This is a genomic window from Actinomadura sp. 3N407 (assembly GCF_052245875.1).
GTDB lineage: Bacteria > Actinomycetota > Actinomycetes > Streptosporangiales > Streptosporangiaceae > Spirillospora.
In genome coordinates this window covers 140,796-166,142 of sequence record NZ_JBQQBP010000011.1, presented here as the reverse complement: position 1 = coordinate 166,142, position 25,347 = coordinate 140,796, and the positions used below count along the sequence as shown (strand labels likewise).

The 25,347-nt window shown below is 72.0% G+C and carries 27 protein-coding genes; 15 read left to right on the top strand and 12 right to left on the bottom strand.

All coding sequences use genetic code 11. The features are described from left to right. Positions 1 to 174: 174 nt before the first annotated feature. Both ACTWPP_RS26920 and bsaP read left to right on the top strand, forming a co-directional pair. Positions 175 to 1,521: an acetyl-CoA carboxylase biotin carboxylase subunit gene (locus tag ACTWPP_RS26920; RefSeq protein WP_443107156.1), complete on the top strand. Its 1,347-nt coding sequence runs from the start codon at positions 175 to 177 to the stop codon at positions 1,519 to 1,521. Positions 1,522 to 1,545: 24 nt separating this feature from the next. Continuing rightward, on the top strand, positions 1,546 to 1,818 hold the full coding sequence (bsaP, locus tag ACTWPP_RS26915) for a biotin synthase auxiliary protein BsaP (protein WP_443107155.1): 273 nt from the start codon (positions 1,546 to 1,548) through the stop codon (positions 1,816 to 1,818). Here the strand turns inward: bsaP and ACTWPP_RS26910 are convergent. Together ACTWPP_RS26910 and ACTWPP_RS26905 are read right to left on the bottom strand one after the other, a co-directional pair. Further along, positions 1,815 to 2,309 carry a GNAT family N-acetyltransferase gene (locus ACTWPP_RS26910; protein ID WP_443107154.1) on the bottom strand — a complete coding sequence of 165 codons (495 nt, stop codon included), beginning with the start codon at positions 2,307 to 2,309 and terminating at the stop codon, positions 1,815 to 1,817. The genes bsaP and ACTWPP_RS26910 overlap by 4 nt on opposite strands. Next, positions 2,302 to 3,963 carry an acetolactate synthase gene (locus ACTWPP_RS26905; RefSeq protein ID WP_443107153.1) on the bottom strand — a complete coding sequence of 554 codons (1,662 nt, stop codon included), beginning with the start codon at positions 3,961 to 3,963 and terminating at the stop codon, positions 2,302 to 2,304. Before ACTWPP_RS26905 ends, ACTWPP_RS26910 begins: the two co-directional genes overlap by 8 nt. Before the next feature lie 109 nt (positions 3,964 to 4,072). Between ACTWPP_RS26905 and ACTWPP_RS26900 the strand changes: the two genes are divergently transcribed. Both ACTWPP_RS26900 and ACTWPP_RS26895 read left to right on the top strand, forming a co-directional pair. Continuing rightward, on the top strand, positions 4,073 to 4,555 hold the full coding sequence (locus tag ACTWPP_RS26900) for a carotenoid oxygenase family protein (RefSeq protein WP_443107152.1): 483 nt from the start codon (positions 4,073 to 4,075) through the stop codon (positions 4,553 to 4,555). Continuing rightward, positions 4,531 to 5,625, top strand: a complete 1,095-nt coding sequence (locus tag ACTWPP_RS26895) for a carotenoid oxygenase family protein (RefSeq protein WP_443107151.1) — start codon at positions 4,531 to 4,533, stop codon at positions 5,623 to 5,625. The genes ACTWPP_RS26900 and ACTWPP_RS26895 overlap by 25 nt, the downstream gene beginning before the upstream one ends. On the opposite strand, the gene ACTWPP_RS26890 is transcribed toward ACTWPP_RS26895, so the two are convergent. Then, positions 5,622 to 6,350: a hypothetical protein gene (locus ACTWPP_RS26890; protein ID WP_443107150.1), complete on the bottom strand. Its 729-nt coding sequence runs from the start codon at positions 6,348 to 6,350 to the stop codon at positions 5,622 to 5,624. The two genes, ACTWPP_RS26895 and ACTWPP_RS26890, sit on opposite strands and share 4 nt — an antisense overlap. 189 nt (positions 6,351 to 6,539) lie before the next feature. Between ACTWPP_RS26890 and bioD the strand changes: the two genes are divergently transcribed. Together bioD and bioB are read left to right on the top strand one after the other, a co-directional pair. Further along, entirely contained in the window at positions 6,540 to 7,265 is a 726-nt protein-coding gene (gene bioD / locus ACTWPP_RS26885; protein WP_443107149.1) for a dethiobiotin synthase, read from the top strand. Between the two features lie 3 nt (positions 7,266 to 7,268). Continuing rightward, positions 7,269 to 8,357 (top strand): biotin synthase BioB, encoded by a 1,089-nt coding sequence (gene bioB, locus ACTWPP_RS26880; protein WP_443107148.1) that lies wholly within the window; start codon positions 7,269 to 7,271, stop codon positions 8,355 to 8,357. Between the two features lie 50 nt (positions 8,358 to 8,407). On the opposite strand, the gene ACTWPP_RS26875 is transcribed toward bioB, so the two are convergent. The 4 genes from ACTWPP_RS26875 to ACTWPP_RS26860 form a co-directional block, all read right to left on the bottom strand. Then, on the bottom strand, positions 8,408 to 8,650 hold the full coding sequence (locus tag ACTWPP_RS26875; RefSeq protein ID WP_443107147.1) for a hypothetical protein: 243 nt from the start codon (positions 8,648 to 8,650) through the stop codon (positions 8,408 to 8,410). Between the two features lie 16 nt (positions 8,651 to 8,666). Continuing rightward, complete coding sequence (locus ACTWPP_RS26870) at positions 8,667 to 9,347, bottom strand: Uma2 family endonuclease (protein WP_443107145.1); 681 nt, start codon at positions 9,345 to 9,347, stop codon at positions 8,667 to 8,669. Between the two features lie 99 nt (positions 9,348 to 9,446). Then, positions 9,447 to 10,175, bottom strand: a complete 729-nt coding sequence (locus ACTWPP_RS26865; protein WP_067905497.1) for a GntR family transcriptional regulator — start codon at positions 10,173 to 10,175, stop codon at positions 9,447 to 9,449. A 112-nt stretch (positions 10,176 to 10,287) separates the two neighbouring features. After that, a complete protein-coding gene (locus ACTWPP_RS26860) occupies positions 10,288 to 11,460 on the bottom strand; it encodes an 8-amino-7-oxononanoate synthase (protein WP_443107144.1) in 1,173 nt (390 codons plus the stop codon). A gap of 75 nt (positions 11,461 to 11,535) precedes the next feature. Between ACTWPP_RS26860 and ACTWPP_RS26855 the strand changes: the two genes are divergently transcribed. Next, positions 11,536 to 13,191, top strand: a complete 1,656-nt coding sequence (locus ACTWPP_RS26855; protein ID WP_443107143.1) for a histidine kinase N-terminal domain-containing protein — start codon at positions 11,536 to 11,538, stop codon at positions 13,189 to 13,191. 169 nt (positions 13,192 to 13,360) lie between these two features. On the opposite strand, the gene ACTWPP_RS26850 is transcribed toward ACTWPP_RS26855, so the two are convergent. Next, complete coding sequence (locus ACTWPP_RS26850; protein WP_443107142.1) at positions 13,361 to 13,615, bottom strand: WhiB family transcriptional regulator; 255 nt, start codon at positions 13,613 to 13,615, stop codon at positions 13,361 to 13,363. A 315-nt stretch (positions 13,616 to 13,930) separates the two neighbouring features. Further along, positions 13,931 to 14,872, bottom strand: a complete 942-nt coding sequence (locus tag ACTWPP_RS26845) for a diacylglycerol/lipid kinase family protein (protein ID WP_443107140.1) — start codon at positions 14,870 to 14,872, stop codon at positions 13,931 to 13,933. Between the two features lie 100 nt (positions 14,873 to 14,972). Between ACTWPP_RS26845 and ACTWPP_RS26840 the strand changes: the two genes are divergently transcribed. Beyond that, complete coding sequence (locus ACTWPP_RS26840) at positions 14,973 to 15,530, top strand: hypothetical protein (RefSeq protein ID WP_443107139.1); 558 nt, start codon at positions 14,973 to 14,975, stop codon at positions 15,528 to 15,530. A 51-nt stretch (positions 15,531 to 15,581) separates the two neighbouring features. Here the strand turns inward: ACTWPP_RS26840 and ACTWPP_RS26835 are convergent, their stop codons facing one another. The 3 genes from ACTWPP_RS26835 to ACTWPP_RS26825 form a co-directional block, all read right to left on the bottom strand. Beyond that, a complete protein-coding gene (locus tag ACTWPP_RS26835; protein ID WP_026401215.1) occupies positions 15,582 to 16,340 on the bottom strand; it encodes an RNA polymerase sigma factor SigF in 759 nt (252 codons plus the stop codon). Between the two features lie 62 nt (positions 16,341 to 16,402). After that, on the bottom strand, positions 16,403 to 16,831 hold the full coding sequence (locus tag ACTWPP_RS26830; RefSeq protein ID WP_443107138.1) for an anti-sigma factor: 429 nt from the start codon (positions 16,829 to 16,831) through the stop codon (positions 16,403 to 16,405). A gap of 146 nt (positions 16,832 to 16,977) precedes the next feature. After that, the gene (locus ACTWPP_RS26825) at positions 16,978 to 17,952 is read right to left on the bottom strand and encodes a sugar kinase (RefSeq protein WP_443107137.1); all 975 of its coding nucleotides are present in this window, start codon (positions 17,950 to 17,952) and stop codon (positions 16,978 to 16,980) included. A gap of 136 nt (positions 17,953 to 18,088) precedes the next feature. On the opposite strand from ACTWPP_RS26825, the gene ACTWPP_RS26820 reads away from it, so the two are divergent. The 7 genes from ACTWPP_RS26820 to ACTWPP_RS26790 all read left to right on the top strand — a co-directional run bounded on the left by ACTWPP_RS26820 (position 18,089) and on the right by ACTWPP_RS26790 (position 25,346). Beyond that, positions 18,089 to 18,856, top strand: coding sequence for a phytanoyl-CoA dioxygenase family protein (locus tag ACTWPP_RS26820; protein WP_443107136.1), 768 nt, complete (start codon positions 18,089 to 18,091; stop codon positions 18,854 to 18,856). 10 nt (positions 18,857 to 18,866) lie between these two features. Further along, the gene (locus tag ACTWPP_RS26815) at positions 18,867 to 19,916 is read left to right on the top strand and encodes a DUF4432 family protein (RefSeq protein WP_443107135.1); all 1,050 of its coding nucleotides are present in this window, start codon (positions 18,867 to 18,869) and stop codon (positions 19,914 to 19,916) included. Then, positions 19,913 to 20,710 (top strand): SDR family NAD(P)-dependent oxidoreductase, encoded by a 798-nt coding sequence (locus ACTWPP_RS26810; protein ID WP_443107134.1) that lies wholly within the window; start codon positions 19,913 to 19,915, stop codon positions 20,708 to 20,710. Before ACTWPP_RS26815 ends, ACTWPP_RS26810 begins: the two co-directional genes overlap by 4 nt. Before the next feature lie 103 nt (positions 20,711 to 20,813). Beyond that, entirely contained in the window at positions 20,814 to 22,124 is a 1,311-nt protein-coding gene (locus ACTWPP_RS26805; RefSeq protein WP_443107133.1) for a DUF5005 domain-containing protein, read from the top strand. A gap of 134 nt (positions 22,125 to 22,258) precedes the next feature. Further along, a complete protein-coding gene (locus ACTWPP_RS26800) occupies positions 22,259 to 23,215 on the top strand; it encodes an alpha/beta hydrolase (RefSeq protein ID WP_443107132.1) in 957 nt (318 codons plus the stop codon). A 35-nt stretch (positions 23,216 to 23,250) separates the two neighbouring features. Then, the gene (locus ACTWPP_RS26795) at positions 23,251 to 23,952 is read left to right on the top strand and encodes a FadR/GntR family transcriptional regulator (protein ID WP_443107131.1); all 702 of its coding nucleotides are present in this window, start codon (positions 23,251 to 23,253) and stop codon (positions 23,950 to 23,952) included. 122 nt (positions 23,953 to 24,074) lie between these two features. After that, positions 24,075 to 25,346: an ABC transporter substrate-binding protein gene (locus ACTWPP_RS26790; RefSeq protein ID WP_443107130.1), complete on the top strand. Its 1,272-nt coding sequence runs from the start codon at positions 24,075 to 24,077 to the stop codon at positions 25,344 to 25,346. The last annotated feature ends 1 nt before the right edge of the window (position 25,347 follow it).

Genomic DNA, 25,347 nt, shown 5'->3' with positions numbered 1-25,347 from the left:
CGGCACGACGGGCGGACGTCCGGGGCGCGACGCGGGGGAGCCGCCGGCGGCCCGGGCGCGCAGATCCCTGAGCCGGGATTCGTCGGGCACGGGCCGGACGCGGGGACACCGCCCCCGCTAGTCTCGGCGCATCGGGGCACCGGCCCCGCCGGTCCGCGTGGAGGGAGTCCGCAGGTGTTCGAGTCCGTGCTCGTGGCGAACCGCGGCGAGATCGCCAGCCGGGTCATCCACACGGCACGCGCGATGGGGCTCAAGGCCATCGCGGTGTACTCGCAGGCCGACGCCGACCTGCCGTTCGTCTCCGAGGCGGACGAGGCCGTCCTCCTCGGCCCCGGCGACCCGGCGCGCAGCTACCTCAACGTTCCCGCGGTCCTGGAGGCCGCGCGCCGGACGAACGCGCAGGCCGTCCATCCCGGTGACGGGTTCCTCGCCGAGAGCGCCGCGTTCGCCCGCGCGGTCGCCGGCCACGGCCGCGTCTGGGTCGGGCCGCCGCCGCTCGTCATCGCCCGGATGGGCGACAAGATCAACTCCCGGAACCTGATGAAGGAGGCGGGCGTCCCCGTCGCGACCGGCGTGTGGGAGCCCGTCCCGGACGTCCGGACGGCGGCCGAGGAGGCCGAGCGCATCGGCTACCCCGTCATGGTCAAGCCCGCCGCGGGGGGCGGCGGCATCGGCATGGGCGCCGCCCACGACGAGGAGACGCTGCGCGAGGCGTACGCGGCGGCCCGCGCCGGCGCCGAGCGCCTGTTCGGGCGGAGCGATGTACTGATCGAACGTTACGTGCCGGGCGCCCGGCACGTCGAGGTGCAGATCCTCGGCCTCGCCGACGGCACCGTCGTCGCGCTCGGCGAGCGGGACTGCTCCGTCCAGCGCCGCCATCAGAAGGTCGCCGAGGAGACCCCGTCGCCCGCCGTCACCCCGGCGCTGCGCGAGCGGATGCTCGCCGCCGCCGTCCGCGCGGGCGAGGCGGTCGGTTACCGCGGCGCCGGCACCGTCGAATGCCTCGTCGACCCCGCCGCGCAGGACTTCTTCTTCCTGGAGATGGACACCCGCCTGCAGGCCGAGCATCCCGTCACCGAACTGGTCACCGGCATCGACCTCGTCGAGCAGCAGTTCCGCGTCGCCGCCGGCGAGCCCGTCTCGTTCACGGACGTGACGTCCCGAGGCCAAGCCCTCGAGTTGCGCGTCCTCGCCGAGGATCCGCAGCGGTTCCTCCCCGCCTCGGGCGAGATCAAGGTGTGGGAGGAGCCCGTCGGGGACGGCATCCGCATCGACGCCGGGTACGCCGAGGGCACCGCCGTCACCTCCCATTACGACCCGCTGCTCGCCAAGCTGTGCGTCCACGGCGACGACCGCGGCCACGCGCTGGGCCGGGCGCGCGCCGCCCTCGGCGCGTTCCGCATCGAGGGGCTCGCGACGAACCTGCCCTTCCTGCGGGAACTGCTCGGCCGTCCCGAGTTCGCCGACGGGACCTACGACACCGGGGTGGTGGGACGCATGCGCGCCCCCCGGTCCGGCTGAACCGCTCGAAGAAAGGGAACCGCCGTGGCCGATGTCCGCGCGGAGATGGTGGCGAGCGTCGGGGACGCGGCGGCCGCCGAGGGGGCCGGGTCGGGGAGGCCGATGCCGCGCTACTGCGACCGGTGCGGTGAACCCGCCGCCGAGGGCGACCACACCGCGTGCCGTGCCGCCCGCCTGATGGAGCCGCCGCGCTACTGCCCGCGCTGCCGCCGCCGCATGATCGTCCAGGTCACGCCGCTGGGCTGGACGGCCCGGTGCTCCGAGCACGGCGCGCCGGAGGCGGGTACCGCGTCCTAGAACGCCAGGGCGTAGGTGATCAGGTCCACGCCGGGGACGGGCGCCCAGTCGCGGTCGGGAGTGCGGACGAAACCCATGCGCTCGTACAGGCGGTGCGCGGCGGTCATGTCCGGCCCGGTCGACAGGCGCAGGCCGGTGAGCCCTGCCGCGCGGGCACGGTCGGCGCAGGCCCGGACCATGGCACGGCCGACGCCCCTGCCGCGGGCCTTCTCCCGGACGGCGAGCATTCTGAACTCGGCCTCGTCCGGCCCGGCGACCTCGGCGTAGGGGCTGCCGGGCGGGCAGTACGCGACGGCCCCGGCGACCTCACCGCCGATCTCGGCGACGAGCAGCTCGGATTCGGCGGCGCGGGCGGCGGCGTCCCGGAGCATGCCCACGTACGAGGACGCGGGCGACACCAGGCCGCCGTCCACATAGACCTCCACGGTCAGGTCCCCGATCAGGTCGTACTCGTCCGGGCGGGCCGGGCGGACGATCACCGGATCAGACACCGGTGGTCTTGCGCGGGTAGGAGACGTCCGGGTCGGTCGCGACGTTGACCAGGTACGGGACGCCCGAATCGAACGCGCGGCGCAGCGCGGGCCCGATCTTGTTCGGGTCGGTGACGAGCTCACCGGCGCCGCCGAGCGCCTTCACCACCTCGTCGTAGCGGCAGTGCGGCTGCAGGTCGGCGGCCACGTCGTAGCCGTACAGCATGCGCATCGGGTGTTTCTCCAGCCCCCAGGAGCCGTTGTTGCCCACGATCATGACGACCGGCAGGCCGTGCCGTACCAGGCTATCGGCGTCCATCAGCGACAGGCCGGCGGCTCCGTCGCCGAGCAGCAGCACCACCTGCGCGGACGGGCGGGCGAGGCGCGCCGCGATCGCGTAGCCGAGCCCGGTGCCGAGGCAGCCGTACGGGCCGGGGTCGAGCCAGCCGCCGGGCCGCCGCGGCTCGACGTACTTGCCCGCGTAGGACACGAAGTCGCCGCCGTCCCCGATCACCACGGCGTCGTCGTCGAGGACCTTGGACAGCTCCCCGTAGATCCGCAGCGGGTGGATCGGGTCGGCGCCGGACGCGAGCAGGTCGATGTCGTCGGCGACGGCCGCGCAGGTGGCGTCGCGCAGTCCGTCCCGCCACTGCGCGTAGACGGTGGGGGCCACGCCCGCCTTCGCGCAGGCGGCGGCGAGGTCGGTGAACATCGGGGACAGGTCCCCGGCGGCGGCCCCGGCGGTTCGGGTGTGGGACGCCAGATGGGACGGCGCGTCCGCCAGGTGGACGACCTTGGCCGTCCCGTCGCCGAACGAGCCGTAGCCGAGGCGGAAGTCCAGCGGCGTGCCCGCGACGATGACGAGGTCGGCGTCCCCGAACGCGGCGCCCCTCGCGCGGGTGACGAGCAGCTCGTGCCCGGCGGGCAGGATGCCGCGTCCCTGCCCGTTGGCGACCACGGGCAGCCGCAGCTCCTCGGCGAACGCGCGGGCGGCCTCGTCGGCGCCGTCCATCCACACGTCCGAGCCGAGCACGAGGACGGGACGCCGCGCGGCCTTCAGCAGGCCGGCGACGCGGCTCAGCGCCTCCGGGTCGGCGGGGCGCTCCGGCGGCTCGGGGATCTTGCCGGCGCCGTTCGGGCCGGCGGGGCCGAACAGGTGGTCCATGTGGACGTCGAGGAACACCGGTCCGCGGTGCGGCGCGGCGGCCGTCGCGAAGGCGCGGGCGACGTCGGAGGCGAGGGTGTCCGGCCCGCCCGCCGTCATCGCCAGCTTGGTGACGGGCGCGAGGAGCGGCGGCTGGTCGAGTTCCTGGAGCGCGCCCGCGCCCCACCGGCCCGCGGGGGCGCGGCCGCCGAGGACGACGACCGGTGACCCGTTGAAGTGGGCGGTCGTGATGCCGCTGACCCCGTTGGTGACGCCGGGGCCCGCCGTCAGGACGGCGAGCCCGGTGCGGCGGGTGAGGCGCGCCGTGGCCTCCGCCGCGAACACGGCGGTCTGCTCATGCCGGACGTCCAGGATGCGGGGTACCGCGTCCGTCCCCGTCTTGGCGCCGTCCTCGCCGACCGCGCCGTCGTACAACGGGAACACGTGCCCGCCCGACAACGTGAACATCGTTTCGACGCCGTGCCTGCGGATCTCCGCGATCGCCGTGTCGCCGCCGTGCCGAGCGCTCATGCACGCACCGTAACAAGCGATCGCTTACTTGTGCAGTAGTAGTTAGAGGGTTGACGACCATGGCCGTCCCGCGATTGATTGGCGGGAAGCCGACCCCCGGAAGGTGCCGATGCCGGTCCCGCGCTCGATCCTCGGCAGGCAGGACATCGCCGACATGGACCTGGACGTCGTCGCCGGCGCATGGCCGGACGACGTCCGCGGCCACTTCGTCGTCAGCACGTCCGACCAGCGGACCCGTCCCCTGCACGCCTTCTTCGGCGACGGGATCATGGCCAGGCTGTCGCTCACGCCCGGCACCGGCGGCGCGCCCGCCGGCCGCTTCGCCTGGCGCGCCCGCGTCCTCGACACCCCGTCGGTCCGGCTGCGCGCCAAACGCCCCGACCTGTTCACCGCCGGGCCGGTCGGCACCGGCTCGCCGTGGGGATTCGTCAACGCCGCCAACACCGCGCCGCTGCCGTGGGGCGACCGGCTCTTCGCGACCTGGGACGCCGGCCGCCCCGTCGAGGTCGACCCCGTCACGCTGGAGTTCGTCGCCGAGGTCGGGCACCGCGACGACTGGAACCCGCCGTGGACCAGGCCGTCCTGCCGCTGATCTCCACCACCGCCCACCCGGTCGTCGACCCCGAGCGCGGCTGCCTGTGGAGCGTCAGCCGCGACGTCCTGACCGGCGCGGTCTCCGTGATCCGATATGACGGGACGGGGACACGCGTCCACCGCTGGGACGTCGAGAACGCGGCGCTCCCGCAGGCCACGCACACCATCACCCAGACCCGCGACTGGCTCGTCCTCGCCGACACCGCCTACAGGATCGACCCGGAGGAGGTCTTCGGCGGCGAGCGGACCGTCGCCAACAACCCCGACGGGCCCGTACTGCTCATTCGCAAGGACGACCTCGCCCCGGGACGCGGCACTGTCACCTGCAAGGAATTCCGCATTGCCCCCGAGGTCAACCACTTCTACGCCCGCTACGACGACACCGACGGCGTCCAGGTCGTGATGGAGCACAGCGAAGGCGTGGACATCGGGATGTACCTGCGCGAAGACGACATCGACCTGTTCGGCCGCCCGATCGACCCGGCCCTGCGCGGCATGTACTGCCACGGCATGACCCCCCGCTCACGACCGTCCTGCGGTTCGACCCCGAGACCGGCCAGGTGCGGGAACACGCACGCGCCTGCGACCCGGAACGGTGGTGGCAGGCCGCATAGACCCGTCGCTCTTCCCCGCCGAGGAGACCCCGGCCGTCCTCGTCACCCACGACCGCGAAGACCTCAAGGCCCTGTCCGAATGGACGTTCGCGCTAGACGACTACCCCACGTCGCCGGCATTCGTCCCACGCGGCCGGGCGGCACCCGCTACGCCGGCACCGACCCCGGCGGCCACCACGGATACCTGGTCGTGGCCGTCCACAACGACGACCGGTTCCGCATCGAACTCTTCGACGCCGCCGACGTCGGACGCGGCCCCATCGCCGTCCTGGCCCCGCCCAACGGGACGACGATGCCGTTCCTGATCCACTCCGCGTGGATGCCCGAAGCCGTCCCCGCCCCGAACCTGGAACGCCACAGCTTCGCCGACGACCTCGACGCCCGCCTCGACCAGCTGGCCGCCGACCTGGCCGCCACGGCCCGCGAGGTGGCCGCCGACCTCACCAGCCGCTAGTTCAGGTCCCGGCAGGACGACTCGCCGGGGAGGAGGGGCCGCAGCCTGACCGAGTACGTTCCGCCCTCGCTGCGCCAGACGACGCCGCCCCGGGTCTCGGGCACCTTCCCGGACGGGGCCAGCGTGCAGATGGCGCCCGCCGCCCGCACACCGTCGCCGAGCGGGCCGAGCGGCCACTCCTTGACGGTGGCGCCCGTCCCGGGGGTCTGTCCCGCCAGCACCGCCGTCCTCTCCGGCGTGTACGGCTCGGGCGGCGCCGCCTGGTCGGACGCGGGCCAGCCCGCCGGATCGAGGCGCTTCAGGAACTTCGCCTCCGCGCCGGCCTGGGATTCGGGCTGGATGATCCGGGTCTTCGCGTCGCCCATGGTGACCACGGTGATGACCGCGTCCGCGATCCGGTCGGAGCCGACCGTGTGCGAACGGCCGAAACCGGCCGCGCGGGCCCCGTCCAGGAGCCGCTGAAGCGCCTCCGGCTTCAGGCGGTACTCCGTCAGGCCGCCCCGCGCCCCCTCGGACGCGACGATCGCGCGTCCCGAGGAGTAGAGGGAGAACTCGGGGACGCTTCCCGGGCCGCCGATGCCCGCGATGCCTCCCGTCTCGCGCCGGCGCAGCACGAGGTGCTCCCCGGTGGGGTCCTTCGCAGCGGACGAGGACGCGGTCGGTGTGGGGTGCGGGGACGGCGGCCCGGCAGTCCCGGAGTCGTCGCCGCACGCGGTCAGTGCCATGCAGGCCGTCAAGACCGTGCAGGCGAGCACCGGCGCCCGGCGGGTACGTGCATACGGACCGGCCATGACACTTGGACGGCCGGCCCGCCCCCCGGGTTCCGCCCTTCGAACCTCTTACAAAAACGCCCGCCGAAGACTGTGGGAATCGGCGACCGTCCGCGCGACGGCCCCGCGCTAGTGTCACGCGTTGTGAGTGTGCTCGTGGTCACCGGGACGTGTACGGGCGTGGGCAAGACCGTCGTCACCGCGGCGCTGGCCGCGGTCGCCGCCACGCGCGGCGCGTCCGTCGCCGTCGTCAAGCCCGGCCAGACCGGTGCCCGCGACGGGCAGCCCGGCGACCTCGACGACGTCCGGCGGCTCGCCGGCCTTGACGACGTCCACGAGTTCGCGCGTTTCCCCGACCCGCTGTCGCCCGCCGCCGCGGCCCGCCGCGCCGGCGTCCCGCCCGTCCGGCTGCCCGACGTGGCCGAACGCGTCCGGGACCTGTCCGGAAGCCGGCGGCTCGTGCTGATCGAGGGGGCGGGCGGCCTCCTCGTCCGCTACGACGACGAGGGCACCACGATCGCCGACCTCGCCCGCTGGCTCGGCGCCGCCGTCGTCGTCGTGGCCCGCCCCGACCTCGGCACCCTCAACCACACCGCCCTCACCCTGGAGGCGATGGCGCACCGCGGCGTGCAGCTCGCGGGCGTCGTCATCGGCGAATGGCCCGACGACCCGGACCTCGCGATGCGCAGCAACATCCGCGACCTGGAGACCATCGCGGCCCGGCCGCTGTCGGGCGTCCTGCCCGCCGGCGCGGGCGCACTTGACCCGGCGGAGTTCCTCCTGGCCGCGCACCGCGGCCTGGCCCCCTCGTTCGGCGGCGGTTTCGACGCCGCCGCGTTCCGCGACAGCTTCGGCCTCGACAAGGAGTAGTACGTGAGCGAAGCGAACCAGAAGGCACGGCGGCGAAGCTCACGTACGGCCGAGCCGCAGGGCGAGGCCGCCCTCCGGGCCGCTGGGCCAGGTGGCGTGAGCGACATCCTCGACGTAGCCCGCCGCCAGGTGCTGGAGGAGGGCCGGGGCCTGTCCTCCGACCAGGTCCTCGAATGCCTGACCCTCCCGGACGACCGGCTGGAGGACCTCCTCGCGCTCGCCCACGACGTCCGGATGCGCTGGTGCGGACCCGAGGTCGAGGTCGAGGGCATCGTGTCGCTGAAGACCGGCGGCTGCCCCGAGGACTGCCACTTCTGCTCACAGTCCGGCAAGTTCGAGTCGCCCGTCCGCTCCGTGTGGCTGAACGTCCCCGAGCTCGTCGAGGCCGCGAAGGAGACCGCGAAGACCGGCGCCACCGAGTTCTGCATCGTCGCGGCCGTCCGCGGCCCCGACGAGCGCCTCATGTCGCAGGTCCGCGACGGCATCGAGGCCATCAACGACGCCGTCGAGATCAACATCGCCTGCTCGCTCGGGATGCTGACCCAGGAGCAGGTGGACGAGCTGTCCGCGATGGGCGTCCACCGCTACAACCACAACCTGGAGACGGCCCGCTCCCACTTCCCCAACGTGGTCACCACGCACTCGTGGGAGGAACGCCGGGACACCCTCCGCATGGTCAAGGACGCCGGCATGGAGGTGTGCTGCGGCGGCATCGTCGGCATGGGGGAGACGATCGAGCAGCGCGCCGAGTTCGCCGCCCAGCTCGCCGAACTGGAGCCCGACGAGGTCCCGCTGAACTTCCTCGCGCCGCGTCCCGGTACCCCGTTCGCCGACCTCCCGCTGGTCGAGGGCGCCGACGCGCTCCGCACCATCGCCGCGTTCCGCCTCGCCCTGCCCCGCACCATCCTCCGCTACGCCGGCGGACGCGAACTCACCCTCGGCGACCTCGGCACCCGCGACGGCATGCTCGGCGGCATCAACGCCATCATCGTCGGCAACTACCTGACCACCCTCGGCCGCCCCGCAGAGAAGGACCTACAGCTCCTCACCGACCTGCAAATGCCCATCAAGGCCCTAAGCCAGACTCTGTAGGGACGTCAGCCGCCGGCTGTATCCGCGGGGGCGTCGCTGCGCTCCTCCTCTCACGACTCGCCCCATTCCTGCCGCATGGCCTCCATCTCCTCGTGAGCCTCTCGGAGCGACCGGAGCCAGGGGCGCGGAGTTTTGGGTAGGAAGGGACACGGCGCTCCCTGGATGGAGATCAAGTCCCCTCCGAAGACCTCGACCTTGGCGCCTTCCTCGGCGTTGACCAGGTCCGGGAGCGCACCGCTCTGCCAAAGATTGAACGGCTTGTCCGGGAGTTCGATGCAGTAGAAGTGCTGCACGACGTAGTAGCCATGCTTAGTCCTTCCAGGGCTTCCAGTGCGTGGTATCGACTTCGATATTGAACGGCTCGGGAAGGTGGATCGTCTCTCCGAAGTCCCAGGACTCCTGATGCAGGTAGGCGCCTGTGCCCTGGTCGGGAATGGAATACAGCGTCGTTTTGGCCATCTTGGGGGAACGGTCGACGAGGAGGTAGTACGGCACCTCGGACCTTGCGTAGCCACTCCATTTGTTCTTCTTGCGCCGTGGAGTCGGCTGCGGCGGCCGGTCGAACTCGGCTCCCTTCGGGGAGGTGACTTCCACTGCCATCTCGATCTCGTCCGACATCAGCCGGGGCACATCTGCGTCGGAGGCGGCCAGGAGGATTTCCTCGGTCGCGATCAAGAGATCAGGGATATACCCGTGTACCAGCCCCACCAGATTTATCTCGGCGACCTGCTGCGCAGCCCACGGGTACTCAGGGTCTGCGTCGGCAGCTCTGTCTAGCGCCCGTGTGATGTAGCGCAAGGGTGTGCCGTGCGCGATTGTGGGGGCGGGGGACACGACGATTTCTCCCTCGATGATCTCGATCCTGGATCCTTCGGGGGCGTCGACGTAGTCCTCAAGCTCACCGCGTACCCACAGGTTGTAGGGCGTGTCGGGCAAGTCGGACACCCGCACCTCTCGCGTAGTGCTCACGTTTTGTGACTCCTCCCTCACGGCCTGCTCCCGAGTCAGCGTAGAGAAGGGATGCACCCAGCGTAGCCAGATCCTTCGAACTTGTGGTCGAAAATCCGAGGGGTTGCGGGAAGGAGTAGGTCAGCGGCGGAGGCGGGTGATGAACTTGTAGCGGTCGCCTCGGTACAAGGACTGGGCCCATTCGACGGGCTGGCCGGTGGTGTCGAAGGCGTGGCGGGAGAGCAGGAGCATGGGGAGGCCGACGTCCACGCCGAGGAGCTGGGCGTCGTGGGGGGTGGCGAGGACGGTCTCGATGGTCTCCTCGGCCTCGGTGAGGTGGACGTCGTAGGCCGTGGCGAGCGTCTCGTACAGGGAGCGGTGGCGGGGGAGTTCGCGGCGCAGGCCGGGGAAGCGGCGGGCCGGGAGGTGGGAGGTGTCGATCGACATGGGTTCGCCGTCGGCGAGGCGGAGGCGGTGGACGCGCAGGACCCGGCCGCCGGGACGGATGCACAGGAGGGTGGCGAGGCGCTCGTCCGCGCTGACATAGCCGGCCTCCAGGATGCGGGTCTCGGGGCGCAGCCCGTGGTGCCGCATGTCCTCGGTGTAGCTGACGAGCTGGAGTTCCTGCGACACCTTCGGCTTGGCGACGAAGGTGCCCTTGCCCTGGATGCGCTGCAGGCGCCCTTCGACGACGAGTTCGGCGAGGGCCTGGCGGACGGTGGTGCGGGACGTCTCGTACTTCTCGGCGAGGGTCCGTTCGGGCGGGAGGGGGCTGCCCGGCGGGAGCGACTGGATCAGTTCGACGAGGAGCTCTTTGAGCTTGTAGTACTTGGGGATGCGGGGTGCCTGATTCGGGTGGCGTTTACCGATGTCGCCGAGCGAGGCCCGATCGAATCCGTGCTCGAATCCGCCCCCGTGCCGGGGCCCGCCCCTGACCTCCGTCACGGCATCTCCTCACGTTCATCATCGGTTTTCCCCGATGTTATGCGTGAAGACTACGGGCGGTAGATGTTGCCACCTCCGCCAGGGCCGCCCCGAGGAGTGTGAAGTCGGCCTCGTCCAGCGTGGCACGTGCGGTGAGGCGGAGGCAGGCGCGGCCCTTCGGTACCGAGGGCGGGCGGAAGCAGCCGACGCGAAGCCCGTGCTCCGCGCAGATCCCGGCGGCCCGGACGGCGGCGTGCGGCTCGCCGAGGAACACCGGGACGACGGCCGCGGCGGGTTCGCCGGTCTCCAGGCCGGAACCGGCCGCGAGCGCGGCGATCCGGCGGGCGCGGTCGCGGGCGCGGGCGGGCAGTTCCGGGTCGGATTCGAGGACGTCGAGGGCGGCGAGCGCGGCGCCGGCGGCGGGCGGGTTCAGGCCGGTGTCGAAGATGAACGACCGGCCGGTGTCGACCAGGGCGTCGATCACCTCGGGGGCGCCGAGGACCGCGCCGCCCTGGGAGGCGAGCGATTTGGACAGCGTGAGCGTGAGGATGACGTCGGGCTCGCCCGCGAGGCCGGCGGCGTGCGCGGCGCCCCGGCCGCGGTCGCCGACGACGCCGAGCGCGTGCGCCTCGTCGATCACGAGGAGGGCGCCGTGGGCACGGACGGCCGCGTGCAGCGCCCCCAGCGGCGCGAGGTCGCCGTCCACGGAGAACACCGCGTCGGTGACGACGACGGCGTCGTCCTCGTCGCGGCCGGCGAGGGTCTGCTCGACGGCGGCGACGTCCCGGTGCGGGACGATCACCACGCGGGATCGCGACAGCCGGCACGCGTCCACGATGGAGGCGTGGTTGACCTGGTCGGACACGACGAGCGTGCCGGGCCCGGCGAGGGCGGTGACGGCGCCGAGGTTGGCGAGGAAGCCGGAGGAGAAGACGAGCCCCGCGGGGCTGCCGGTGAACGCGGCGAGCCGCCGGTCCAGTTCGGCGTGCAGCTCGGTGGTTCCGGTGACCAGACGTGAGCCGGTGGAGCCGGTGCCCCACGCGCGGGCCGCGGCGACCGCCCCCTCGACCAGGCGCGGGTCGCCGGCGAGCCCGAGGTAGTCGTTGGACGCCAGGTCCGCGGGCCCACCGGGCCCGGCGGCGCGGGGGCGCAGCGTCCGCCGCAGCCCGGCCTCGGTGCGCCGCGCGGCCGCGTCCCGGAACCGGGCCAGAGGGTCTCGTCCTGCGGTCATGCGGGAATCCTGTCAGGCCGCCCGCGGGCCGGGGCACCGGGCCCGGCACCAAAACCGATCGGCGATGATGGTGGCGTGCCTACCTTGACCGATCTGGTCCGCGACCACAGTGACCTCACCGAGGCCGACCTGGAATGGCTGCACGCGCTGGTGTCGGACTGGCAGCTCCTCGCCGACCTGTCGTTCGCGGACCTGCTGCTCTGGGTGCCGCTGCGGTCGGCGGACGCGCTGCCCGCCGACGCGGCGTCGCGCGGGGGCCGCGGGCAGCGGGGCGTGCTCGACACCGGCGCGGCGGTCCCGGGGTGGGTGGCGATCGCGCAGATGCGGCCGACGACCGGGCCGACCGCCTACCCGGAGGACCTCGTCGGCAAGGTCGTCCGGACGGGACGGCGCGGGCTGATCGACGTGGCGTGGCGGGAGCGGCGGATCGTCCGGGAAGGCGACCCGGAGTGGGGCAGCGGCATCCCCGTCCGGGAGGAGTCGATCCCGGTGCGGCGCGGGGCCAAGGTCCTCGGGGTGATCCAGCGCAGCACGAACCTCAGCTCGGCCCGGACCCCGAGCCGGCTGGAGCTGACGTACCTGCAGAGCGCCAGCGACCTCGCCACGATGATCGCCGAGGGGCGGTTCCCGGTGCAGGGGGAGGAGCCCAACATGGTCCGCTCGCCTCGCGTCGGCGACGGGCTGATGCGGCTGGACCGCTCGGGACGGGTCACCTACGCCAGCCCCAACGCCCAGTCGGCCTACCGGCGGCTCGGCTACCCGGCGGACCTGGTCGGCGATGCGCTCGGGCAGGTCACCGCCGACCTGTGCGACACGGGGGAGCCGATGGAGGAGGCGCTGAGCGTCGTCCTGTCCGGCCGCGCGCCCCGCGAGGTGGAGGTCGAGTCACGCGGGTCGATCATGCAGCTGCGGACGATCCCGCTGATCGTCGGCGGGACCCGGATCGGCGCTGTCGTGCTGTGCCGGGACGTGACCGAGCTGCGCTGGCGCGACCGGGAGCTGCTGACCAAGGACGCCACCATCCGGGAGATCCACCACCGGGTGAAGAACAACCTGCAGACGGTCGCGGCGCTGCTGCGGCTCCAGGCGCGGCGCCTGCAGATCCCGGAGGGACGGGCCGCGCTGGACGAGGCGGTCCGGCGCGTCGGATCCATAGCGATCGTGCACGAGACGCTGTCGCACACCCCCGACGAGCTGATCGACTTCGACGACATCGCCGACCGGGTGATCACGATGGCGGCGGAGGTGTCGACCCCGGAGACGAAGGTCACGCCCAAGCGGACCGGGAGCTTCGGCGTCCTGCCCGCCGAGGTGGCGACGCCGCTGGCGATGGCGCTCACCGAACTGCTGCAGAACGCCCTGGAACACGGCCTCGCCAGCCGGTTCGGGACGCTGGAGGTCGTCGCGCACCGCTACGGCGAGGGGGAGGTGCCGCGCGAGCCGGGCGGCGTGACGGTCTGGGGAGAATGGCCGGAAGCGGGCGACGACGGGCCCCGCGAGGAGGAGGGCGAGGAGCCCGCCGGGCGCCGCCTCGTCACGATCATCGCGGACGACGGCGTCGGGCTCCCCGCGGAGTTCGACGTGGAGAGCAGCGACAGCCTCGGCCTCCAGATCGTCCGCACCCTGATCGTCGGCGAGCTGGGCGGCCGCCTCGACTTCCGCCCCCGGTCCGGCGGCGGCACGGAGGTCGTCGTGGACGTCCCCCTGGACAACCATCGTCCGAGAGCTTGATCGCGATCGTCGTGCGGCGCGGCCGTTCGTCGGCCGGCTGGTGGGGTCTGGGTGAGGGGAACGTCGAAGCGCCCGCGGCCGACGGCCACGGGCGCTCGGGGTGTCTCGCGGGCGCGGGGCTCGCTCTCCGGCCGGGAGGCTCGGAGGCGGCGGCGGGACGGGACGCCGGTCAGAGGCTGCTGCGGGCCCGGATCCGGGAGGCGCGGCGCTTGAGGGCGCGGCGCTCGTCCTCGCCCATTCCGCCCCAGACGCCCGAGTCCTGGCCGGACTCCAGCGCCCAGCGCAGGCAGGCGTCGGTCACATCGCAGCGCCGGCACACCTGCTTGGCCTCTTCGATCTGCAGGATCGCGGGCCCGGTGTTGCCGATCGGGAAGAACAGCTCGGGGTCCACGTCACGGCAGGCTGCGCGGTGGCGCCAGTCCATGCGGTCCACTCCTTCGTCAGGTGGTGGAGAAACTCCACTTTTGTGAACGGTTTCACATGTCGCGAACACCCGGGGTGGCGGTGGCCAGGTCCAGGGGTGAATGTTCGGCGGCGCTGCGAGCAGGGAAGCCGACGGCGTTGGGGCTCCTGTCTCGGATAACGCACTTTGAGCCTGTCAGGGCGGCGCGGGCGGACGCAAGACCTTTGAGAAAGGATTCTCAAAGTATGGGTGTCGCATGTGTCACACCCGCGAAACGGGGGTGTTACTTGGCTCTCACCTGGCAGACCATGACCCTGCGCAGTAAGAACGTGCGCCTCAGATGACGATCCGTATCGCCTTGGGAACCGACCGGAACGTCACGCTCCGATGCTCGCCAAGGTAGTCGCCGTCCAGCTGGAAGGCCACGGGACGCTCCGCGCGCAACGTCACCTCCGACGCGTCGTGCACGTTCACCACGTGGCGGCCCTGGAGCGGACGGGCGCGGGTCGTCAGCATCTGCGCCACCGCCCCCAGCGTCGGACCCACCTCCAGCGAACGGATCCCGAACACGTCCAGGCCGCGCGCGAAATTCGCCCTGGGGCTCGGATTCACCGGGACGTGCCCCATGTAAGTCCACGGAGAGGTATTGGAGACGAACGCCAGGAACAGTCCCGTTTTCGGAGGGCGGCCGGGCTGCTCCAAAGTGAGGGCGGGACGCCGCCGATCCGTCCCGGAGAAGAAATGCCGGACCGCCGTCCGCACGTACAGCGACGTGTAGGCGGTGGCCCCGGCGGCGCGGCGGCGCTCCACCTCGCGGACGACCTCCGCGTCCAGCCCGACGCCCGCGCAGAACGTGAAGTAGCGCTCGGGGCCGCCCTCGTGACTCGCCGTCCCGAGCCCGACCGTCCGGTGCCGGCCCGCCCGCAGCGCCTCCAGCACCGACTTCGTCGCGCCGATCGGGTCGGCGGGCAGGCCGAGCGTCTTGGCGAACACGTTCGCGCTGCCGGACGGCAGCACCGCCAGCGCCGGCAGTTCGGGGGACGGCCCGTCGGCGAGCAGCCCGTTGACGGCCTCGTTCACCGTGCCGTCACCGCCGAGCGCGATCACGACGTCGTAGCCGTCCACGGCCGCCCGCCGGGCCAGTTCGGTCGCGTGGCCGCGGTGGCCGGTCTCGGCGAGGACCAGGTCGAGGTCGCCGGTGAAGGCCCGCATGAGAATGTCGCGGGCCCGCCGGGAGGTCGAGGTCGCCTTGGGGTTGGCGATGAGCATGGCGCGCACGGCGTCAGGGTATCGAGCGTTCCGCATGCGTTCGCCCGGTGTTCGCCTCACTTCCGGGTGCGCGCGGGTGCGCTCCGCCGCGGGAGTAGGGTTTCGGGTTGTGTCGAAGCGTCCCATCACCGTGCAGGCCGCCGCCGCCCTCGAAGCCGCGGAGGGCGTCGCCGCCGTCGGATTCGGCGTCTACACCGGCGTGGAGACGGCCACCGGCGCCGCCGTCGACCCGGCCAGCGCGATCGGGGTCACCGTCCTCGCCCTCGCCGCCGGCCTCGGCATGCTCGCCTGCGCCCGCGGGCTACTGCGCGCCGACCAGTGGAGCCGCGCCCCCACGGTGCTGACCCAGCTGTTCGCGCTTCCGGTCGCGTGGTCGCTGTGGCAGAGCGAGCGTCCCGCCATCGCGATCCCGATGGCCGTGATCGCCGTCCTCGCCCTGGTGACCGTGCTCAGCCCGCCCAGCACCACCTGGCTCATCGAAGACCACGACGAGGAAGACGCACGCGAAGAAGGCCACCGCGACGAAGGCCACGGGGAAGACGAACACCGGGATGACGACCGCGGGGACGCTGAACGCTCCGTCGCCGGCGAAACACCGCCCGAGGGACCGCGCTCGCTGGGGCAGCGCCTCATGGACCGCTTGAAGGTGGACGACACGAAGAAGTGATCGGCGCCGAGGGAGCCGCCGAGGCCCCCCGGCACCGTCCGGAGCGGTCCGTCACTCGTCGGCGGTGAGGCCCTCGCGGAGCTGGGCCAGGGTGCGGGCGAGCAGCCTCGACACGTGCATCTGGGAGATGCCGAGCTCGGCGGCGATCTGCGACTGGGTCATGTTGCCGAAGAACCGCAGCAGCAGGATCTTCTTCTCCCGCGCGGGCAGCTTCTCCAGCAGCGGCTTGAGGGACTCGCGGTACTCCACGCCCTCCAGCGACTCGTCGACCATGCCGAGCGAGTCGGCCACCGCGGGGGCGTCCTCGTCGCCGGAGTCGGGGGCGTCCAGGGACACGGTGGAGTAGGCGTTCGCCGACTCCAGGCCCTCCAGCACCTCCTCCTCGCTCATCTGCAGGTGCGCGGCGAGTTCGCTGACGGTCGGCGCCCGGCCCTCACGCTGGGCGAGGTCGCTGATCGCCTTGGTCAGCGACAGCTTCAGCTCCTGCAGCCGGCGCGGGACGCGCACGGCCCAGCCCTTGTCGCGGAAGTGCCGCTTGATCTCGCCGACGATGGTGGGGGTCGCGTACGTGGAGAACTCCACGCCGCGTTCCAGGTCGAACCGGTCGATCGACTTGATGAGGCCGATGGTGGCGACCTGGATCAGGTCGTCCAGCCACTCGCCGCGGTTGCGGAAGCGGCGGGCGAGATACTCCACCAGCGGCAGATGCAGCTCCACGAGCTGATCGCGGATGCGCTGGCGTTCCGGATCGCCCTCGGGAAGCTCGGCAAGGCGTTCGAACAGGGCACGCGCACGAGCGCGGTCGGGCACCGCGCTCTCGGTCCGCTCGGTGCTCACGTCGGCGACCGTCTGCTCCGTCGTCGTCTTCTCCGTCACGGGGCCCCCGCCGTACCGCGCCGTTTCTGCAGCGTCACGGTGACCCGGTCGTCGGCGCCCACCTGGGCGTCCACCTCGCCCGCCAGCGACGACAGGACCGTCCAGGCGAAGGTGTCGCGGCTGGGCTCCTCGCCGTCCACGGTCAGCACCGACACGGCGATGCGCATGGCGTCCCCGGTCAGCTCGAACTCGCATACCAGGTCGGTCCCGGGAACGGCCTGGGCGAGCAGCATCGCGCACGCCTCGTCGACGGCGATGCGCAGGTCCTCTATCTCGTCCAGCGTGAAGTCCAGCCTGGCCGCGAGCCCCGCGGTGGCGGTCCGCAGGACGGACAGGTAGGCGCTCGCGGCGGGCAGCTTCACCGTCACCACGTCGCGGACGGACAACTTCGTACTGGTCGGCATTGCAGCGGTTTCCTCGGTCACGTCACTCCCTCGCAGGATGGTCCCGCTGCTTCCGAAACTACCGCCTGCGAAGCCCTGTGAGAGACTCCGGCGCGCGTGGCTTTCTCACCAATGTCCGCGCCGACGTGAAAGGACGCGTTCCAAACCCTCCGAGAGGGAGGCGTGCATCACGTGTACAGCCCGGCCGGACGGGCCTCCACGGGCAGCAGGGCGCCGCGGTGGGCGATGACGCGGGCGGCGAGGGCATTGGCCGCCTCGGCCGCCGGCCGCCGCCCGGCGCCGCCGAGCCTGGCCGCGAGGTAGCCGCCGTTGAACGCGTCGCCCGCCGCCGTGGTGTCGACCACGGACACCCCGGGCACGGCCGGGACGGGTTCCTGGCCGCCGTCGCCGGCGATCACGCAACCGCGGTCGCCGAGCTTGACGGCGACCTCGGACACCCCGGCGGTTCGCAGGCGGCGAACGGCGTCGGCGGCGGAGGCGTCCCCGAAGACCGCGCGGTCGTCGGTGAGGGTGGGCAGCGCGACGTCGGTGCGGGACAGGACGGCGGACATGGCGGAGGCGGCGGCGGCGGGCGAGGACCATCCGGCGGGACGGTAGTTGCCGTCGAACGCGACCAGGCCGCCGCGCCGCCGGGTCTCGTCCAGGACGCCGAGCAGCCGTTCCCGTGCGCGGCCGGTCATGATCGACAGGGTGATCCCGGAGAGGTAGACGACGTCGTGACCGGCGATGACGTCGTCGACCTCGTCCGGCTGGGCAGGCCCGAACAGGCCCCGGGCGGCCGACTGCGACCGGTAGTAGTGGAACGTCCGCTCGCCGTCGGCATCGGTGCGGATCAGGTAGAGGCCGGCCTGCCCGCCGGGGACGGCGCGGGTGTGCCGCGCGCCGACGCCGTGGGCGGCCCAGGACTCCCGCATCCTGGTGCTGTGGGGGTCGTCGCCGACAAGGGTGACGAACTGGACGTCGACCGTCCCGGGGGCGGCGCTCCGGGCGAGGTAGGCGGCGACGTTGAAGACGTCCCCGGCGTAGCCCAGCGCGAGCCGGTCGGGGGCGACATGGCTCAGCTCGATCATGCATTCGCCGATCAGGGCGATCCGGACGGGCCGTCCGGGGTTCGCCGGGATCAGGGTGTCCAGCGTGCTCATGGCTTCCTCTCTGCTGGGCGGCCGCGACAGGGGCGACGATACATCTAGACAACAAGTGATCTGATGACTAAGACTGCGTGTGCGGATGCCATCCCGCAAGAGCCCCCGCCCTCGGCCGACACAGAAAGGCACGCTCATGGACGACGATCCGATGCGAGGCTACGACGACGACGGGTACGCGATCTTCAGGAACGTCATCGATTCCGCGCTGCTCGCCGAGGCCGACCGGCACGTCCGCTGGCTGCAGGAACACCACCCCGACCGGACCGGCGAGGACCTGTCCACCGAACTGGTCGCCAAGGACCCGTTCTGGGTGCGGCTCGTCTCCGACGACAGGCTGCTGGACGTCGCGCAGCGGTTCATCGGGCCCGACATCGCCCTGTTCGCCTCCGCCTACATCTCCAAGCCGCCCTACACCGGCAAGGCGGTCCTCTGGCACCAGGACGGCGCGTTCTGGCCGCTCGACCCGATGCGCGTCGTGACGCTCTGGCTCGCCATCGACCGCTCGACACCGGAGAACGGCTGCCTGCGCGTCATCCCCGGCAGCCACAAGGAGGACCTGCACGAGATCAGGGAACGCGACGACGCCGGGGCCGTCTTCGGCGTGGAGAGCGCGGCGGGGGTGGACGAGTCACGCGCCGTGGACCTCGTCCTCGAACCCGGGGACGTCGAGGTCCACCACCCCAACATCATGCACGGCAGCGACGCCAACGAGTCGCCCGACCGGCGTTGCGGCCTGACGATCCGCTACATCCCGACCTCGACCCGGATCACCGAGGAGCCGCTGCCGTTCCCGTCCGCGCTGCTGTTGCGCGGCGAGCCGGGCGTGAACGAGTACCAGCCGCGCCCCCGCTACACGCCTGGCGAGCACTTCGCCTTCAGCGGCGCGGAGAACTGGAGCTGACCGGCCGCCGATGACGTACCGACGACACCGGCCGTCCCGGAACTGGGGTGCCCGCGTCCACGAGATCACATGGGCGGGCCTGGACGCCCTGGTCTTGGAGAACGAGCTGCTGAGGGTGACCGTCCTTGCGGGCAAGGGCGGCGACATCGCCGAGTTCTGCTTCAAGCCGCGCGACATGGACTTCGTGTGGCTGTCGCCGGATGGCCTGCGCAACCCCCGGGACGTCGCCGGCGGCGCGGCGGACGACACCGCCGCGTTCCTCGACGGCTACGAGGGCGGGTGGCAGGAGGTCCTGCCGAACGGCGGCGCCCCGAGCACCTACCGGGGCGCCGCGTTCGCCCAGCACGGCGAGGTCGCCGGGCTTCCGTGGGACGCCGGGATCGTGGCCGACGGCCCCGGTGAGGTCGCCGTCAGGCTCGGCGTGCGGGCCAGGCGGATGCCGCTCGGGCTGGTCAAGACGCTCCGGCTCCGGTCCGGCGAGCCCGAGCTGATCGTCGAGGAGGAACTGCGCAACGAGTCCGGTGTGCCACTGGACGTGATGTGGGGCCACCACATCGTGTTCGGTGCGCCCTTCCTGCGCCCGGGGCACCGGATCAGGCTGCCCGGCGCCGCCCGGGTCGTCCCGCACGAGACCGCCATCGGGCCCGGTGGCCGCCGTGTCGCGGCGGGCGGGCCGCACGCGTGGCCGCATGTCCCCGCCGACACCGGCGGGACCGTCGATCTCGGCGTCGTCCCCGGCCACGGCGCGCCGAGTGAGATCGTCTACCTCACCGGCCTGGACGAGGGCCGCTACGAGGTCGTCGATCCGGACGGGGGCCTCGGGATGCGGGTGCGCTGGGACGTGTCCGTCCTGCCGCATCTCTGGCTGTGGCAGGAGTTCGGCGCGACCACCGGGCATCCATGGTGGGGCCGCGCCTACGTGATGGGTCTGGAGCCGTTCGCCGGATACCCGACGGACGGGCTCGCGGCGGCGGCCGGCAACGGCACCGCGCTCCGGCTGGATCCGCACTCCACCCGGAGTCTCCGGCTGTGCGCGGGCGTGATCGGAGGGGACACGTGAAGGAGTTCGACGGCAGGGTCGCCATCGTGACCGGTGGGTCGCTGGGGATCGGGCGGGCCGTGGTGGAACGGCTCGCGGCGGACGGCGCCGCGGTGGTGTTCTGCGGCATCGGCGAGGACGGAGTCCGGCGGGCGGAGGAGGAGCTGCGCGCGGACGGGCTGGCGGTCACCGGCGTGGTGGCCGACGTCACCGACGCCGCCCAGATGAACGGCCTGGTCGAGGCCGCCGTGTCCCGGCACGGGGGTCTCGACGTGGTGGTGACCTGTGCGGGCGTCCAGCGCTACGGGACGGTCGAGGAGACCACCGAGGAGCTGTGGGACGAGGTGCTCGGCGTCAACGCCAAGGGCGTGTTCCTCGCGTGCCGTGCCGCCGTCCCCGAGCTGCGGCGCCGGGGCGGCGGGGCGATCGTGACGATGTCGTCGGTGCAGGCGTTCGTCTCGCAGGACCGGGTCGCCGCCTACAGCGCCAGCAAGGCCGCGATCAACGCGCTGACGCGGGCGATGGCGCTCGACCACGCCGCCGACGGCATCCGCGCGAACGTGGTCTGCCCGGGGTCGGTCGACACCCCGATGCTGCGCTGGGCCGCCGATCTGTTCCGCGGGGAGGCGAGTCAGGACGCGCAGGTCGCCGAGTGGGGACGGGCGCATCCGCTCGGGCGGGTGGCGGGCGCGGACGAGGTCGCCGAGATGGTCGCGTTCCTCGCCGGGCCGCGCTCGTCGTTCGTGACCGGTGCCGAGCACCGCGTGGACGGCGGCCTCCTCGCCCGCAATCCCGCCGCTCTCCCAGAGATCTAGACACCAAGTCATCTAATGAATAATGATGTGCGCACGGGCCGCGTGTGAACCGCCAACCCCATCCGTCCCCTGGTTCACACGGTGTGCGCTCGCGGAGGTTTCCATGCAGGATCCCGTCCCCTCCCGCCCCTCTCCCGTCCCGCCACGACGTCGGCGGCGGACGCGTGCCGCCGCCGTCACGTCCGCCCTGGTGCTCGGCACCGGGCTGGCCACCGTCCCGGCCGTCCCGGCCGCCGCCGGCTCACCTGGAAACGGCCACGGAAAGGGGCATGGCAAAGGCCACGGGAACAGCGCCGCCGGGCCGGCCTGCTCCGGCCGCCCCGCGCCGACGTTCGGCACGGCCACACCGAACACCGCCGTGAACGACAAGTTCACCGCCTACGGCAACAGCAACGCCCTGCTGGACGACTGGACCGGCGCCGACACGACGTACTCGCTGAAGCTGTCGGACGGGCGCATCGTGTACGCCTACTCGGACACGTTCCTCGGCAAGGTCAACGCGGACGGCTCCCGTTCGCCCACCACCGACGACGGGGGGACGACCCCGTTCATCAACAGCTCCTTCGTCGTGCAGTCGGCCGGCGGCCGGCTCACCACCGTCCACGGCGGGACGGCCGCCGACCCGAAGGCGGTCATGCCGCCCGCGCAGCCGGCCCACTGGTACTGGGCCGGCGACCTGACCCAGACCGGCTCGGAGATCCAGCAGCTCTACCGCGAGTACTACGACCCCGACCCGGCCAACGGCACCGGGTGGGACATGAAGTTCAAGGACAACGTCCTCGCACGCTTCTCCACGAGCGACCTGTCCGAGCCCACCCAGGTCCGTGCGATGCCCTCGGCCCGCGGCGTCCAGTGGGGCTCGGCGCTGCTCAGGGACGGCGGCCACACCTACATCTACGGCACCGAGGACTACACCGACCCCGGCACCAAGGTGAACACCAAGTACCTGCACATCGCGCGGGTGAGCGGCACCGACCTGCGCGGCACGTGGGAGTACCGGACCACGAACGGCTGGTCGCGGTCGGAGACGGCGTCGGCGCGGCTGATGAGCGGCGTGTCCAACGAGTTCAGCGTCACCAGGCGCGGCTCGCACTACCTCATGGTCAACCAGGACACGGAGTTCGCGTTCGGGGCCGAGATCGATGTCCTGACGTCCTGCTCGGCGGCGGGGCCGTTCACCGGTGAGCAGACCGTCTACACCACACCCGAGACCGGCGCGCAGGGCTCGTACGAGAACCCGGAGATCTACACCTACAACGCCCACCAGCACGCGTCGCTGTCGTCCAGCGGCAACCTGGTGATCTCCTACAACGTCAACAGCCTGGACGACGCCAAGGACGACGGGAAGGTCGACAACTACGAGGACGTGACCATCTACCGCGCCCGGTACATCAACCTGCCGGTCTCCGGCTGATCCAGAGCCGCGGTACCGCCGTTCCGTCCACGGCGGCACCGCCTCCAACGCGCCCCCGGGGGACCTCCCGCCCGGGGGCGCGTTCTTCTCCGAACCTCTCCGAACCTCTCCGAATTCGCCAAGGCAGGAGGCCCATGGACGCCGAACTCGCCGCCGCCCTCGATGGCATGCCGTACGTCGGGCTCGCCGACCCCGTCAAGGCCCGCACGGCGATGCGCGACCTCGCCGCCGCCCTGGACGAGCCCGTGACCGGCGCAGGCGCCGAGATCCAGGATCGAACGATTCCGGGGCCGCCGGGCGCGCCTCCCGTCCCGGTGCGGATCTACCGCCCGGAGCGCGCCGCGCGTCCGGCGCCCGTGCTCGTGTACTTCCACGGCGGCGGGTTCGTCACCGGCGGCTTGGAGAACGAGCACGGCCGCTGCGCGGCCTTCGCCGCCAAGGACGGGATCGCGGTCGTGTCGGTCGACTACCGTCTCGCGCCCGAGCATCCGTTCCCCGACGGGTTCGAGGACTGCTACGCGGCGACGGTGTGGGCCCACGAGCACGCGGCCGGGTTCGGCGGCGACCCGGAGCGGGTCGCGGTGGGCGGAGGGAGCGCCGGGGGCGCGCTGGCCGCCGCCGTGGCACTGCGCGCACGGGACGAGGGCGGCCCGCCACTGGTGTTCCAGATGCTGCTCTATCCCGTCCTGGACGACCGCATGGACACCCCGTCGATGCGGGCGTTCACCGAGCCGCCGCTGTTCAACCGCACCGACGTCGAGCACATGTGGCGGCACTACCTGGGCGGGCGGGTCGGCGTCCCGGCGTATGCGGCGCCCGCCCGCGCCGCCGACCTGAGCGGCCTTCCGCCCGCCTACGTGCTGGTCGCGGAGTTCGATCCGCTGCGGGACGAGGATCTCGCCTACGCGCACCGTCTGATCGTCTCGGGGGTCTCCACCGAGGTTCACCATGTGCCGGGCGCCTGCCACGGGTTCGACGGGATCATGACCGCGCGGCTGGGACGTCTGGCGTTCGCGGAGGAGCGGGCCGTCCTGCGGCGGAACCTCGTCCGGGGGCCCGCCGGGAGGCTGGACAACACAATCGCTAAGTGATTAGATGACTTTACTTCTTGGGGAACGAGGTGGCGATGTCACACGATGTGGCCCGGCCGAGCCTGGCGGACGCGCTGACCGAGCGGATGCTGGAGCTGATCAGGTCGGACGGCCTGAGCGCCGGCGACCGGCTGCCGTCGGCACGGGAGCTCTCGCAGCGCTTCGCGGTGACCACGCCGACGCTGCGGGAGGCGCTGCGCCGGCTGGAGGCGACCGGGGCGATCCAGCTCCGGCACGGCTCGGGCATCTACGTGGGCGCCGACCTCGAACGCGTGATCATCCCGAACCCGAACGTCCGGACGCTGGACGGCGACCGGCTGCTCCAGCTCCTGGACGCCCGGCTGCTCATCGAGCCGCCGCTGGCCGCGCAGGCGGCCCACCGGTCCGAGCCCGGCGACCTCGAACGGCTCCGCACCGTCCTGGCCGAGGCGGCCCGGAACCTGACCTCCGGGGAGGAGGCCGAGGCGCGGCTGCACGACGCCAACATGGCCTTTCACCGGGCCACCGCCGGCGCCGCCGGCAACTCCGTCCTCTGCGAGGTCATCGACTCGCTGCTGATGGTGCACTCCTCCGAACAGCGCGAGATACAGCGGATCTTCGACGACCGCACCCGTGACTACGAGGAGCACCGGGCGATCCTCGGTGCCATCGAGGCCGGCGAGGAACGCGAGGCCGAGGCGCTCATGCGTTCCCACCTCGCCGACGTCAAACACGTGATCGAGCAGCGGCTCGGCTGAGCACGCCGCACCCCTGCCGCCGGCGGACGCGTCGCGCGGCCCGTTCGTCCTCCCCCGAACACCCGAATTTCCGAATCCTTCGACCACCCCGATCGGGCACCACCCGATGAAGGAGGCTCACCATGTTGCCGTCCAAGCGACTGCGGGTGACCGCGTTCACCATGGGCGCGCTGCTGCTCGCCGCCGGCTGCGGATCCGGCGACGGCGGCGGCGACACGTCCGAGCTGAAGCTCTACAACGACAAGGGCGCCTGGAAGCCCTTCTTCGAGCAGATGGCCGCCCTCGGCAAGCAGCAGACCGGGCTCGACATGAAGCCGGTCGGCTACACCGACGAGCCGACCTACACGGCCTTCATCAAGAGCTCGTTCCGCACCAACGTCAAACCGGACCTGTTCACCTGGACGACCGGCGGCCGGCTGAAGGAGATCGTCGAGCAGAACCAGGTCGCCGAGACGACGAAGCTCTGGCAGGACGCCATCGGGAGCGGCGACCTCACCGAGGAGCTGAAGACGTACTACACGGTCGACGGCAAGCAGTACTGCGTCCCGTTGAACACCGCCTACTGGGGCATGTTCTACAACAAGAAGCTCTTCGCCGAGCACGACCTGGAGCCGCCCAAGACCTGGGCGGAGCTGGAGAAGCTCGCGCAGACGCTCAAGTCGAAGGGCCAGGTGCCCTTCAACCAGACCACCCCGACGTCGCTGTTCTCCTTCGCCTGGTTCGAGCAGCTCCTCGCCGGCAGCGACCCCGACCTGTACGACCGGCTGTCGAAGGGCGAGGCGTCCTACACCGACCCCGGCGTGGTGAAGGTGATGGAGCGCTGGAAGTCGATGATCGACGCCGGCTACTTCACCAAGCCGGGCGACAAGTCCGACCCCGCCGACCACTTCAAGTCGGGTGAGGCCGCCATGGTCATCAACGGGACGTGGTTCAACACGAGCATGACCCAGCGCGGCCTCAAGCAGGGCGAGGACTACGGATTCTTCTTCATCCCGAACGTGGACCCGTCACTGCGGAAGCGGTCACTGATCTTCGAGAGCGGGCCGCTCTGCTCGCTGCGCAAGGCCCCGGACCCGGATGCCAGCATGAAGTACCTCAAGTGGTGGATCACGCCCGCCGCGCAGGAGAAGTGGGCGAACGCGCGCGGCGACGTGTCCGGCAACCCGAAGGTGAAGGTCGCCGACCCCGAGCTGGACAAGGTCACCAAGGAGGCGGCGTCGAACGAGAACCGGCTCATCCTGCGCTACTTCGAGGCGGCGCCCGCGCCCGTCCTCACCGAGGCGCTCAGCGGGTTCGACAAGTTCCTCAACGAGCCGGGCTCCTACATGGACGTTCTCGAGGCCATCCAGAAGGTGAACGAGAACTACTGGAAGTCCAACGGCGGCGGAAGCTGAT